This is a genomic window from Pseudomonas sp. WMBT8, from assembly GCF_050916005.1.
Classification (GTDB): Bacteria; Pseudomonadota; Gammaproteobacteria; order Pseudomonadales; family Pseudomonadaceae; genus Aquipseudomonas.
In genome coordinates, this window is record NZ_CP188096.1 from 4,664,790 (window position 1) to 4,677,881 (window position 13,092).

General features: G+C 62.1%; 14 protein-coding genes. 7 read left to right on the forward strand and 7 right to left on the reverse strand.

Annotation, left to right across the window (positions count from 1 at the left end):
* Window positions 1-463 precede the first annotated feature (463 nt).
* The 6 genes from rluB to ACO77H_RS21240 all read right to left on the reverse strand — a co-directional run bounded on the left by rluB (window position 464) and on the right by ACO77H_RS21240 (window position 5,474).
* Window positions 464-1,702, reverse strand: a complete 1,239-nt coding sequence (gene rluB / locus ACO77H_RS21215; RefSeq protein ID WP_057960500.1) for a 23S rRNA pseudouridine(2605) synthase RluB — start codon at window positions 1,700-1,702, stop codon at window positions 464-466.
* A gap of 143 nt (window positions 1,703-1,845) precedes the next feature.
* Window positions 1,846-2,037 (reverse strand): DUF1289 domain-containing protein, encoded by a 192-nt coding sequence (locus tag ACO77H_RS21220; protein ID WP_057439987.1) that lies wholly within the window; start codon window positions 2,035-2,037, stop codon window positions 1,846-1,848.
* Between the two features lie 178 nt (window positions 2,038-2,215).
* Window positions 2,216-3,136 (reverse strand): SMC-Scp complex subunit ScpB, encoded by a 921-nt coding sequence (scpB, locus tag ACO77H_RS21225; RefSeq protein WP_169954699.1) that lies wholly within the window; start codon window positions 3,134-3,136, stop codon window positions 2,216-2,218.
* A 12-nt stretch (window positions 3,137-3,148) separates the two neighbouring features.
* The gene (locus tag ACO77H_RS21230) at window positions 3,149-3,847 is read right to left on the reverse strand and encodes a segregation and condensation protein A (protein ID WP_170041961.1); all 699 of its coding nucleotides are present in this window, start codon (window positions 3,845-3,847) and stop codon (window positions 3,149-3,151) included.
* A gap of 120 nt (window positions 3,848-3,967) precedes the next feature.
* On the reverse strand, window positions 3,968-4,597 hold the full coding sequence (locus tag ACO77H_RS21235; protein WP_169954698.1) for an L-threonylcarbamoyladenylate synthase: 630 nt from the start codon (window positions 4,595-4,597) through the stop codon (window positions 3,968-3,970).
* A 13-nt stretch (window positions 4,598-4,610) separates the two neighbouring features.
* Entirely contained in the window at window positions 4,611-5,474 is an 864-nt protein-coding gene (locus tag ACO77H_RS21240; RefSeq protein WP_169954697.1) for a PHP domain-containing protein, read from the reverse strand.
* An 87-nt stretch (window positions 5,475-5,561) separates the two neighbouring features.
* Between ACO77H_RS21240 and ACO77H_RS21245 the strand changes: the two genes are divergently transcribed.
* The 7 genes from ACO77H_RS21245 to ACO77H_RS21275 all read left to right on the forward strand — a co-directional run bounded on the left by ACO77H_RS21245 (window position 5,562) and on the right by ACO77H_RS21275 (window position 11,131).
* On the forward strand, window positions 5,562-6,158 hold the full coding sequence (locus ACO77H_RS21245; protein WP_170056866.1) for a septation protein A: 597 nt from the start codon (window positions 5,562-5,564) through the stop codon (window positions 6,156-6,158).
* Between the two features lies 1 nt (window position 6,159).
* Window positions 6,160-6,459 carry a YciI family protein gene (locus ACO77H_RS21250; protein ID WP_169954695.1) on the forward strand — a complete coding sequence of 100 codons (300 nt, stop codon included), beginning with the start codon at window positions 6,160-6,162 and terminating at the stop codon, window positions 6,457-6,459.
* A gap of 106 nt (window positions 6,460-6,565) precedes the next feature.
* Window positions 6,566-6,973, forward strand: coding sequence for a translation initiation factor 2 (locus ACO77H_RS21255; protein ID WP_169954694.1), 408 nt, complete (start codon window positions 6,566-6,568; stop codon window positions 6,971-6,973).
* A 7-nt stretch (window positions 6,974-6,980) separates the two neighbouring features.
* Entirely contained in the window at window positions 6,981-7,658 is a 678-nt protein-coding gene (locus ACO77H_RS21260) for a response regulator transcription factor (RefSeq protein ID WP_169954693.1), read from the forward strand.
* A 216-nt stretch (window positions 7,659-7,874) separates the two neighbouring features.
* Window positions 7,875-8,336, forward strand: coding sequence for an LTXXQ domain protein (locus tag ACO77H_RS21265; RefSeq protein ID WP_169954692.1), 462 nt, complete (start codon window positions 7,875-7,877; stop codon window positions 8,334-8,336).
* 64 nt (window positions 8,337-8,400) lie between these two features.
* Window positions 8,401-9,744: an ATP-binding protein gene (locus ACO77H_RS21270; protein ID WP_170056865.1), complete on the forward strand. Its 1,344-nt coding sequence runs from the start codon at window positions 8,401-8,403 to the stop codon at window positions 9,742-9,744.
* 40 nt (window positions 9,745-9,784) lie between these two features.
* A complete protein-coding gene (locus tag ACO77H_RS21275) occupies window positions 9,785-11,131 on the forward strand; it encodes a CoA transferase (protein ID WP_170041910.1) in 1,347 nt (448 codons plus the stop codon).
* 133 nt (window positions 11,132-11,264) lie between these two features.
* On the opposite strand, the gene arcD is transcribed toward ACO77H_RS21275, so the two are convergent.
* On the reverse strand, window positions 11,265-12,692 hold the full coding sequence (arcD, locus tag ACO77H_RS21280; RefSeq protein WP_170056863.1) for an arginine-ornithine antiporter: 1,428 nt from the start codon (window positions 12,690-12,692) through the stop codon (window positions 11,265-11,267).
* Window positions 12,693-13,092: the final 400 nt, after the last annotated feature.

Genomic DNA, 13,092 nt, shown 5'->3' on the forward strand with positions numbered 1-13,092 from the left:
ACATTGATGTTGACTGACCCATTGCTTTCGCGGGCAAGCCCGCTCCCACAGGGGATCTCACTGGGGCAGAGAATGTTGGCACCACCACAGATCACGTGTGGGAGCGGGCTTGCTCGCGAAGACGTCGACCCAGCAAACATTGATGTTGACTGCCCCACTGCTTTCGCGGGCAAGCCCGCTCCCACAGGGGATCTCACTGGGGCAGAGAATGTTGGCACCACCACAGATCACGTGTGGGAGCGGGCTTGTCGGATCGCCGCATCGCCGCGAAGACGTCGACCCAGCAAACATTGATGTTGACTGACCCACTGCTTTCGCGGGCAAGCCCGCTCCTACAGGGGGGCTGCGCTTAACTGACTGGCATTAGGGCAAGCCCGCTCGCCACACCGCGTGCAAAAAAAAACGCCAACCCGCAGGTTGGCGCTTTTTCTTACAGCTTGAAGCTTAAAACTTGCTGCTGCTCTTAGGGCTTCTTACGCCCAAAACCCGGGCGCTGGCCGGAGCCTGCCGGCGCACCGCGGCGCTTGCCCGACGGCTCATCAGCTACCAGTTTGAGCCCTGGGCGCTTTTTCGGCGCGGGCTTGGCTGGGCGCTTGGCACCTTCGGCTGGACGATCGGTCTGCGGAGCACCACGGCCGGTATCGCCACGGTTGCTGCGACCGCCCGTTGGCGCCTCGCCACGACCGGCCGGACGCGGAGTACGCGGTGCACGCTCGCCATCCTGACGGGCCGGAGCCGACGGACGACGATCGCCCTCGATCTGCGGCTGACGGGAAATACGACCGCCAGTGGCCGGTGCATCCAGCGCCGGGCGCAAAGTACGGGCAACGCGCTCGGTACGTGCCACAGGGCGCGACGATTTACGCTGCATGCGCTCCAGCTTGTCTTTGCTCTTGGCGTTCATCTGCGGCATGGCCACAGGGGTCAGGCCGACTTCAGCACTGAGGATGTCGACTTCGTACTGGCTCATTTCGCGCCAGCGCCCCATCGGCAGGTCCGAATTGAGGAACACCGGGCCGAAACGCACGCGCTTCAGGCGGCTGACCACCAGGCCCTGGGATTCCCACAGGCGTCGTACTTCACGGTTACGCCCTTCCATCACCACGCAGTGGTACCAGTGGTTGAAACCTTCGCCACCTGGCGCCTGCTTGATGTCGGTGAACTTGGCCGGGCCGTCTTCCAGCACCACGCCAGCCTTGAGGCGTTCGATCATCTCGTCATCGACTTCACCCCGTACACGCACCGCGTATTCGCGGTCCATCTCGTAGGACGGGTGCATCAGGCGGTTGGCCAACTCACCGTCGGTGGTGAACATCAGCAGGCCAGTGGTGTTGATGTCCAGGCGACCGATGTTGATCCAACGGCCTTCTTTGGGCTTGGGCATCTTGTCGAACACGGTTGGACGGCCTTCCGGGTCGTCACGGGTGCAGATCTCGCCGTCGGGCTTGTTGTACATGATCACGCGGCGCACCGATTCGGCGGCCTCTTCACGCTTGATGACCTTGCCATCAATGGTGATTGCGTCATGCAGGTCGACACGCTGGCCCAGGGTGGCTTCAACGCCATTGACCTTGATGCGCTTCTGGGTGATCCAGGCTTCTACGTCGCGGCGCGAGCCAACGCCGATACGGGCGAGGACTTTTTGCAGTTTCTCGCCGGCTGGGCCGATTTCCTGGCTGTCGTTCTGGTCTTGGTCTTTCATCTTAAGCACCTCCCGGTGTGTCGATTCAGGCGTGGCCTGAAGGTATTGAAACTGGGGTCTTGGGCGAACGCATCGCCAAAGGGTCGCGAATCATACGCTCATGGCGCGCATTGCGCATCAGAGACTAGTCGATATGGGCCGGCTCATTTGCTTTTCCGCCGACCGGTGGCGCCCAGGGCGATCAGCCGTAGCTCGGCTTCGGCCAGCACCGCGCGCTTGTCGACCTTGTCGAGCTTCTTCCAGGCCCGGATCTCACGCTTGCTGCGCCCGCAGCCGACGCAGATGTCGTCGCTGAATTTGCAGAGGCTGATGCAGGGGTCTTTGGTGGAGCTCATCACTACCTCACGGCACAGGGCTTTTCTGTAGGAGCTGGCTTGCCTGCGATGGCGCTGGGTCAGCACCGGATAGGCTGGCTGACACACCGCCATCGCAGGCAAGCCAGCTCCTACAGGGGATCTCGTTTGCAGCACGAGTTTGGCTACACAACACATCAATGTGGGGGGGCAGACCGGGTCAGTCTTCGAATTCGCGGCGTTCGTTTTCGATGGCTTCGGCCAGTGCCCGGGCTTCGGCTTCTTCTTCGCTCAACTCGGGTTGTTCCAGGGCGGCAACGGCAGCCAGCAGTTTTTCGCGGGCGGCCGCCACACCCAGGATGTCTTCCTCAGGCTCAGGTTCGACCGCAGGCGCCGTTTCAACGTTCATCGGCGTTTCGCCCGCCCCATCACGCAGCAAGTCATCAAAGTCGGTCTTGATCCCCTGCTCCATATCGTCCAGCTCCAGCAGCAAGGTATGGAAACTGGTCTCGTCCTTCGGCTCCTCCGGTTCGGCGCTGGCATCGGCCAGTTCCTGCAAGCCGGGCGGCACCGGGGCATCGTCGAAGTCGAGCACCGGTTCGGCCTCGATCTCGCGCAGCTCGGCCAGTGGCGGCAGGTCGTCGAGGTTTTTCAGGTTGAAGTGGTCGAGAAACACCTTGGTGGTAGCAAACATCGCCGGTTTGCCGGGTACGTCGCGGTAGCCGACGATGCGGATCCACTCGCGCTCCAGCAGCGTCTTGACGATGTGGCTGTTGACCGCCACACCGCGCACATCCTCGATCTCGCCACGGGTGATGGGCTGGCGATAGGCAATCAGCGCCATGGTCTCCAGCATCGCCCGGGAATAACGTTGCGGGCGCTCTTCCCACAGGCGCCCCACCCACGGCGAAAATTTCTCACGGATCTGCAAGCGATAGCCCGAGGCCACTTCCCTCAGCTCAAAAGCGCGGCCGTCACAGGATTTACGCAGGATTTCCAGGGCCTTCTTGAACACCGGCGGTTCCGGGCGCTCGGCTTCTTCAAACAGTTCAAACAGGCGCTCCAGCGATTGCGGCTTGCCCGAGGCCAGGAGGAAGGCTTCCAACAGCGGTGCCAGTTCGCGAGGTTCAGTCAGATTCATCAATTCAGCTCGTTATTCGGCTCGCGCCCGCACGTGGATAGCCGCAAAAGGCTCATTCTGCACCAGCTCGACCAAGGACTCCTTGACCAGTTCGAGGACCGCCATAAAGGTCACGACCACGCCCAGGCGCCCCTCTTCGGCGGTAAACAGCTCGACAAACGGCACAAACCCGCCGCCCTTCAGGCGCTCCAGCACATCGCTCATGCGCTCGCGGGTGGACAAGGCTTCGCGGCTGACCTGGTGGCTTTCAAACATATCGCCACGGCGCAGCACCTCGGCCATGGACATCAGCAGTTCTTCCAGGCTCACATCTGGCAACAATTTACGCGCCCGGGCCTCCGGCGCATCGAGCTTGGGCACCACCACGTCACGGCCCACGCGGCTCAAGCCGTCGATGCCTTCGGCGGCAGCCTTGAAGCGCTCGTACTCCTGCAGGCGGCGGATCAGTTCGGCGCGGGGGTCGTCCTCTTCCGCTTCGATCGTCTCGGAACGCGGCAGCAGCATGCGCGACTTGATCTCCGCCAGCATCGCGGCCATCACCAGGTACTCGGCGGCCAACTCCAGGCGCACCGATTGCATCAACTCGACATAACCCATGTACTGGCGGGTGATTTCCGCCACCGGGATGTCGAGGATATTGATGTTCTGTTTGCGGATCAGGTACAGCAGCAAGTCCAGCGGGCCTTCGAAGGCCTCAAGGAAGACCTCCAGGGCATCCGGCGGGATGTACAGGTCCAGGGGCATTTCCATGACGGCCTGGCCGTAGACCATGGCAAATGGCAGTTCCTGCTGGGCACCGGCCTGGCTGTCGACGGTTTCCACGGCCGACATTCAGGCCTCGACCATGAACGGTGCAGGATCGCCACAGCCTACCCGGATCACCTCTGGCTCGCCGTCGGCCAGGTTGATCACGGTGGACGCCTTGCCACCGCCGAAGCCGCCGTCGATGATCAGGTCCACCTGTTTTTCCAGGAGTTGTCGCATTTCGTAGGGGTCTTCCAACGGTTCAGTCTCGCCGGGCATGATCAGCGACACGCTCATCAGCGGCTCACCCAGCTCGGCCAGCAGCGCCAGGGCGATGGGATGCTCCGGCACCCGCAGGCCGATGGTGCGCTTCTTCGGGTGCAGCAGCAGGCGCGGCACCTCGCGGGTGGCATTGAGAATAAAGGTATAGGGCCCTGGCGTATGGGCCTTGAGCAGGCGGAAGGTGCCGGTATCGACCTTGGCGAACAGGCCCAGCTGCGACAGGTCGCTGCAGATCAGCGCGAAGTTGTGGTTTTTATCCAGGTCGCGCAGGCGTCTTACGCGCTCCACCGCATTCTTGTCGCCGATCTGGCAACCAATGGCGTAGGAGGAGTCCGTGGGGTAGATCACCACGCCACCGGCGCGAATGATCTCCACGGCCTGTTTGATCAGCCGCGCTTGCGGATTTTCCGGATGAATCTGGAAAAATTGACTCACGTTCTCTACCTGTTCAGACAGTGGCGGTAATGGGGTCATGCTTGAATCGCCCCCACAGGAGCGGCAAGTCTTCCGGGACCGGGCGGTATTCGCCGATCTCCGACCAGCCGCCTGGGCCATGGAAATCACTGCCGGCACTGACCAGCAGACCAAATTCACGGGCAAGAATCGCCAGGCTGCCAACCTGTTCGGCGGGTTGATGCCCATTGACCACTTCGATGGCGTGGCCACCCGCTTGAATATAGTCGCCTATCAGCTTGCGACGCTTGCTGCGGGTAAAATCGTAATGCCAGGGGTGCGCCAGGCTGACCCAGGCCCCGGAGGCGCGCAGGGTCGCCACAGTGTCTTCGAGGGTCGGCCAATGCAGCTTGACGTCCCCCAGCTTGCCGGCGCCCAGCCATTTGCGGAACGCTTCGGCGCGATCCTTGACGTAACCCTCGCGCACCATCCAGTCGGCAAAATGCGGGCGGGCCGGCGCGTTGCCGCTGTCACCCAGCGCCTGCTGGATGGCACGGGCGCCCTCAAGGGCATTGGGCATCCCCTTGAGCGCCAGTTTGCGGCTTATTTCTTCGGACCGCAGCCAGCGGCCATCGTGCAACCGGGCGATGGCCTCCACCAGCGGCGGGGCCGTGACATCAAAACCGTAGCCCAACACATGAATGGTTGCGCCGCCCCAGGTGCAGGACAGCTCGACGCCATTGACCAGTTGCATGCCCAGCGCCGTGGCGGCAATACGCGCCTCGTCCAGGCCTTCAAGGGTGTCGTGGTCGGTCAACGACAGGACTCGCACGCCTTTTTCAAACGCACGCGCAACCAGTACCGCGGGCGCCAGGGCGCCGTCGGAGGCCGTGCTGTGGCAGTGCAAATCAACATTCACGGGAGTCTGTAACCTCAAGTCAGCTGGCGCTTACGCTACCAAGGATGTTTGTTATTATGCCGCCACATCCAGCTTCTGGCTCTTACTGTGAAACAATTCATCGACTTCATCCCGCTGTTGCTGTTCTTCATCGTTACCAAACTCGACCCCAGGGTCATCGATATCGCCGGTCATGAGCTGTCGTTCGGGGGGATCTACAGCGCCACTGCCGTCCTGATCATCAGCTCTGTGGTGGTCTACGGCGCCATCTTCATCTCCCAGCGCAAACTCGAAAAAAGCCAATGGCTGACCCTCATCGCCTGCCTGGTATTTGGCGGCCTGACCCTGGCCTTCCACAGCGAAACCTTCCTTAAATGGAAAGCCCCGGTGGTCAACTGGCTGTTCGCCCTGGTCTTTATCGGCAGCCACTTCATCGGTGATCGCCTGCTGATCAAGCGAATCATGGGCCATGCGCTGACCCTGCCGGAGCCGGTCTGGACACGCTTGAACGTGGCCTGGATCGTGTTTTTCCTGTTCTGCGGCGCCGCCAACCTGTTCGTGGCCTTTACCTTCCAGAACTATTGGGTCGACTTCAAGGTGTTCGGCAGCCTGGGCATGACCGTCCTGTTCCTGATCGGCCAGGGTATCTACCTGTCGCGCCACCTGCATGACACCGCCCCTACCACGCCAAAAACCGAGGACTGACATGCTCTACGCCATCATTGCCACCGACGTCGCCAACTCCCTGGAAAAACGCCTGTCCGTGCGCCCGGCCCACGTGGAACGCCTCAAGGCGCTACAGGCCGAAGGGCGCTTGGTGCTCGCCGGCCCACACCCGGCCGTCGACAGCAATGATCCGGGAGATGCCGGCTTCACCGGCAGCCTGATCATCGCCGAGTTCGCCTCCCTGGCCGATGCCCAGGCCTGGGCCAAGGCCGACCCGTATGTTGCAGCCGGCGCCTATGCCGATGTCGTGATCAAACCCTTCAAGCAAGTCCTGCCTTGATTCAGGTGACGCCGAACCTATTGGGTTCGGCAAACGTCTAATCGCTCATTATTCTCGGTAACCTGCCGACAACGTTCTGAATATTCGTGTGGAATCAGGAGTTCCGATGCGCTTACGTCAGTTGTGTCTGTTGGCAGTGTTAACGATCGGGGCTACGGCCCAGGCTGAAGAAACCTCGAACACCGGCAGTTCCACGCCCCTGTCCTTGAGTGCCGGCAGCCAGATCACCGAGTTGCAGCAACGCTTGAAAGAAAGCGAACGCCTGCGCGAAGAACTGAGCAAACAATTGCAAACTGCCGATGCCGCCCGCGAAAGTGCGCAACTGAGCCGGCTGCGCCAGGACAATCAGCGCCTGGCCCAGCAACTCAAGGACGCGCAAGGTGGCGCCCTGCCACGTTGGCTCACCGACCAGCAGCAATGGTTCGTGATTGGCGCAGGAGTTGCGCTGGTTGCCCTGCTGTGCGGTATCTTCGCCAGTGGCGGGCATCGGCGCCGTCGACAATGGCTAAATTGAGTGAGTCATGAGCGAGCTGTTACTGATAGATGATGACCAGGAGCTCTGTGAGCTGCTGACCAGTTGGTTGAGCCAGGAAGGTTTCCAGGTGCGTGCTTGCCATGACGGCGTGAGTGCGCGCAAAGCCCTGGCCGACGCCGCGCCGGCGGCCGTGGTGCTGGACGTGATGCTGCCCGATGGCAGCGGCCTGGAGTTGCTAAAGCAATTGCGCGCCGACCACCCTGAATTGCCGGTACTGATGCTTTCGGCCCGGGGCGAGCCCCTGGACCGGATCCTCGGCCTGGAACTGGGCGCCGATGACTACCTGGCCAAACCCTGCGACCCCCGCGAACTGACCGCCCGCCTGCGGGCCGTATTGCGCCGCAGCCACCCGACGGCGGTGTCGACCCAACTGGAACTGGGCGACCTGTGCTTCAGCCCGGTGCGTGGCGTGGTGATCATCGACAGTCAGGAACTGACCCTCACCCTGTCCGAAAGCCGCCTGCTGGAAGCCTTGCTGCGCCAGCCGGGCGAGCCCCTGGACAAGCAGGAACTGGCGCAGATCGCCCTGGGCCGCAAGCTGACCCTGTATGACCGCAGCCTGGACATGCACGTGAGCAACCTGCGCAAGAAAATCGGCCCGCATGCCGACGGCCGCCCGCGGATCGTCGCACTGCGCAGCCGTGGCTACTACTACACCCCCTGAAATCCCCTGTAGGAACCGGCTTGCCGGCGATGAGGCCCTTGAGTCATACGCTGATCCAACGGACGCCATCGCCGGCAAGCCGGCTCCTACCTGTTTTGTAAGTGCCCGCCCAATCTGTCTTTACCCAAGCTTTACCCTCCCCTGACCGCCGCTGACCTTGATCTTCGTAATCTACTCACATCCGGAATCACCGGAACCGAGACAAGGAGAAACACCATGCGCAAGACCCTTATCGCTCTGATGTTCGCCGCAGCCCTGCCTACCGTCGCCATGGCCATGCCAGAAGGCCAAGGCCCGATGGGCGGCCCTGCAGGCCACATGATGGGTGGCCCGGGCCACGGCGGTGAACACGGCATGCGCGGCAAAGGCGGCCCTTTCAGCCAGCTCGACCTGACCCGCGAACAGCGCCAGCAGATCGGCAAACTGATGGGCGAACAACGCGAAGGCCGCCAGCAACTGGTCAAGAAGTACCTGGACAAACTCCCGGCTGCTGAGCAGAAAGCCATGAACGACGAAATGGCCGCCGCCAAGCAGAAAACCCAGGCGGATATCCGCGCCCTGCTCAAGCCTGACCAGCAGAAGAAGTTCGACGAAATGGCGAAGAAACGCGCCGAACGCCAAGCCGAGTGGCAGCAATTCCAGGCCTGGAAAGCGCAACAACCGCAAAAAGCGCAATAATGCGTTAGCAACCTCCCAGCCCAGTGGCCCGTGCCGCTGGGCTTTTCCTGTTTGAGGGTTTCCTGTGCGTTCACTCTTCTGGCGCATCCTTGCCAGTTTCTGGCTGGCCATCGCCCTGGTTGCCGGGCTGTCGATCCTGCTTGGGCATATGCTCAACCAGGACGCCTGGATTCTCAGCCGCCATCCCGGCCTCAATAACCTGGCCGAAGAATGGACCCAGCGTTACGAAACCCAAGGCGAGGACGCCGCCCAGGACTTGTTGCAACAGCGCAAGCGCCAGTACCACGTCGATGTACAAGTGCTCAACGAGAGCGGCGACCCGGTGGTGCGTGGCACCTTCCCGCGCCGTGCCGCCGCCTTCGAAGCGCGACAGCATGAGAGCCACGAGGGCCGGCTGCCCTGGCGCCGCCTGACAGCCGAGTACACCAGCGAAAAAACCGGCGACACCTACCTGCTGATCTACCGCATCGCCCTGCCGGAGCTGGATGCCTGGCACCGCAGCAGCCTGCTCTGGCCCTTGAGTGCCCTGGCGATTGCATTGGTGGTGCTGACCCTGTTCAGCCTGCTGGTGACCCTGTCGATCACCCGCCCCCTCAGCCGCCTGCGCGGAGCGGTACATGATCTGGGCCAGGCCACATACCAGCAAAACAGCCTGGCGCGCCTGGCCGACCGGCGCGATGAATTTGGCGTGCTGGCCACCGACTTCAACCGCATGGGCGCACGCCTGCAAAGCCTGATCGGCAGCCAGCGGCAATTGCTGCGCGATGTGTCCCACGAACTGCGCTCGCCACTGGCCCGCCTGCGGATCGCCCTGGCCCTGGCCGAACGGGCCACCCCCGAGGCGCGGGAAAAACTCTGGCCACGCCTGACCCTGGAATGTGATCGCCTGGAAGCGTTGATCAGCGAAATCCTGGTCCTGGCGCGGGTGGATGCCGACAACGCCAGCGCCGAAGACATCGACCTCAATACCCTGCTCAGGACCCTGCAAAAGGACGCCCAACTCGGCGCCCCGGACCAGGAAGTACAGCTTCACGCCGACCCGGCGCTGACACTCAAGGGCTGGCCACATATGATCGAGCGGGCCCTGGACAACCTGTTGCGCAATGCCCTGCGCTTCACCCCGCCCAGCCAGCCAATTGAAATGCGCGCCCAGCGTGAAGGCGAACGCATTGTGATCAGTGTGCGCGACCATGGCCCGGGCGTGGATGCCGAGCACCTGCAAAAGCTGGGCGAGCCGTTTTACCGCGCCCCCGGGCAAGCCGCCCAGGGGCATGGCCTGGGTCTGGCCATCGCCCGCCGGGCCGCCGAGCGTCATGGCGGCAGCCTGACCCTGGCCAATCATCCCGACGGCGGTTTTATCGCCACCCTGGACTTGCCCTTGCAACCGGGGATTGCAGCCCACCCCTGAAGATCTTCTATGATGGCCCTTCTCTTATGGAGGGCCTTTGATGACTGATCTGCTCACCTCGATCCAGCGTGCACTCGATCTGCCGCCCACACCGCTGGCGACCGCCGAGGCCGGCGCCTTGCCCTCAGCTTTCGCCGTCACCGAGTTGGCTTGCGCCAGCATGGGTGCCGCCGCCCAGGCCCTAGCCCGGTTGCTGGAACAACAGACCGGGCGCCTGCCCCTGGTCAGCGTGGACCGGCGCCTGGCCTCATTCTGGTTCTCCAGTTCCCTGCGCCCACAGGGCTGGAGCGTGCCGCCGTTGTGGGACCCGATTGCCGGCGACTACGCCTGCGCCGACGGCTGGATTCGCCTGCACACCAACGCCCCTCACCACCGCGCGGCTGCCGAGCGTGTGTTGGGACAGGTCGCGGACCGGGCGGCGATGACGCTCAAGGTCGCCCCATGGAGCGCTGCCGAGCTTGAGCAGGCGATTGTCGACGAGGCCGGCTGCGCCGCACAGATGCGCACCTGGCAGGAGTGGCAAGCCCATCCCCAGGGGTTGGCGGTCAATCAGGAACCGTTGCTGGTGCGAAAACGCTTCGACACGGCCGGCAAAACCCGCTGGCTCGGCAACGTGGCGCGCCCGCTGGCGGGGGTCAAGGTACTGGACCTGACCCGCGTGTTGGCCGGCCCCGTGGCCAGCCGTTTTCTCGCCGGCCTTGGCGCCAATGTCTTGCGCATCGACGCCCCCGACTGGAACGAACCCGGGGTCGTGCCGGAAATGACCCTGGGCAAGCGCTGCGCGCGCCTTGACCTTAAACACCCCGGCGACCGGCAATTGTTCGAAAGCTTACTCAAGGATGCCGACATTCTGTTCCACGGTTATCGGGCAGATGCGCTGGAGCAACTGGGTTACAACGCGAGCGCCTTGCAGCAGATTAGCCCCGGCCTGATCGACGTCAGCCTCAACGCCTACGGCTGGAGCGGCCCGTGGCGCAATCGCCGGGGCTTCGACAGCCTGGTGCAGATGAGCAGCGGCATCGCCCACGCCGGCATGCTGTACAAACAGGCAGATAAACCGGTGCCGCTGCCGGTGCAGGCACTGGACCATGCCACCGGCTACCTGATGGCGGCCAGTGCGATACAGGCCTTGGCCGAGCGCTTGAGCAGTGGGCATGGGGGTTCGGCACGGCTGTCGCTGGCGCGTACGGCGAAGCTGTTGATCGAGGCGGGACAAGACAAACAGCCAGCGTTGCGTGAAGAAGAACCGGGTGATCAGGGACTGCTGGTAGAGCAGACGGCCTGGGGGCCGGCCCATCGTTTGCTGGCGCCGGTCAGTCTTACCGGGACTCCGCTGCAATGGGATTTGCCGGCTGGGGAATTGGGCGCGCATCGGGCACAGTGGTGACCTTGAAAGGGTCATCGCGGCGATGCGGCGACCCGACAAGCCCGCTCCCACAGTTGATCGTGTGCAGTTCAAACAACTCGGTCAAATGTAGGAGCGGGCTTGCCCGCGATGAGGCCCACCAGGCACAACAATTTCACAAGGTCAGCACCCCGCTGTACAACCCATACGCCGCCAGGCTCGCCCCGGCGATCACGCAACTGAAAATTCCTTTTTCCAGCAACGTAAACAAAGGCTGGCCCTGCTCGCGCTTGGCCTGGGCGAACAGGATCACCCCTGGGGCATACAACAGCGCCGACAGCAGCAGGTATTTCAAGCCGCCGGCATACAGCAGCCACACCGCATACCCCAGCGCAATCACCCCCACCAGCAGGTCCTTGAGCCGCTGGCCATGGGCTCCCTCGTAGGTTTCCCCGCGCCCGCACAGCAGCACGGCATAGGCCGCCGACCATAAATACGGCACGAGGATCATCGACGACGCCAGGTAGATCAGCGTGGTGTAGGTGCTGGCCGAAAACAGCGTGATCACCAGGAACAACTGGATCATCACATTGGTCAGCCACAACGCATTGACCGGCACCCGGTTGGCGTTTTCCTTTTTCAGGAAGGCCGGCATGGTCTTGTCATGGGCAGTGGCGTAGAGAATCTCGGCGCACAGCAAGGCCCATGACAGCAACGCGCCGAGCAGCGACACCGCCAGGCCGATGCTGATCAACATCGCGCCCCAGGGCCCGACGATATGTTCCAGCACGCCCGCCAAGGACGGGTTCTGCAAGTTGGCCAACTCCGGTTGGCTCATGATCCCCAAAGACAGCACGTTGACCAGCACCAGCAGGGCCAAGACCCCGACAAACCCGATCACCGTGGCGCGGCCCACGTCCGAGCGTTTTTCCGCGCGCGCCGAGTACACGCTGGCGCCTTCGATGCCGATAAACACAAACACGGTGACTAGCATCATGTTGCGCACCTGGTCCATCACCCCACCAAATTGCGGGTTGCCCAGGCCCCAGATATCCCGGGTGAAAATATCCGCCTTGAACGCCACGGCGGCGATCACGATAAACATCAGCAGCGGCACGATCTTGGCCACGGTGGTGACCTGGTTGATAAACGCGGCCTCCTTGATCCCGCGCATCACCAGAAAATGCACGGCCCACAGCAGCAGCGACGCGCAGCCGATCGCCACCGGCGTATTGCCCTGGCCAAACACCGGGAAAAAATAGCCCAGGGTGCTGAACAGCAGCACGAAGTAACCGACGTTGCCCATCCAGGCACTGATCCAATAGCCCCAGGCCGACGAGAACCCCATGTAGTCGCCAAAACCGGCCTTGGCGTAGGCATACACACCCGAATCCAGGTTGGGCTTGCGGTTGGCCAGGGTCTGGAACACAAAGGCCAGGGTCAGCATGCCAATGGCGGTGATGCCCCAACCGATCAGGATCGCTCCCACCTCGGCCCGCGCGGCCATGTTCTGCGGTAACGAGAAGATCCCGCCGCCAATCATTGAGCCCACTACCAACGCCACCAGGGCGCTGAGGCGCAGCTTTTGTGCCGGTTGCGACATAGAAACTCCTGCAGATGAAACCGTCATCGAGCTAACAACTGTGCACTCGGCTAATTTATCGAAAACATGCAACGTTTATTAGCTATAGCGAATAAAACTGCTCGCCTCATAACTTAATGACATTTCAGTTAGTCGAGTTTAGGCAAATTTAGAATTTAAATACCACTTGTCTTTTATCCATGAGGGGTATCTGACAAAGCCTCTTGAAAAAGTTTGCACATTTGCGAAAACGGGCTAGCTTCAAACATCCACGCCTTAGGCATATAGCATTAACCCGAACGGATAAAAGCTCTGGGACGCGCTTATCCGAGCAATTATACGCCCGCTACATTTATTCATAAGTCTTTAATTCACAATGGAATGTGCCAATGAAGTGATCTGAGTCAGCTGTTTGAATAGC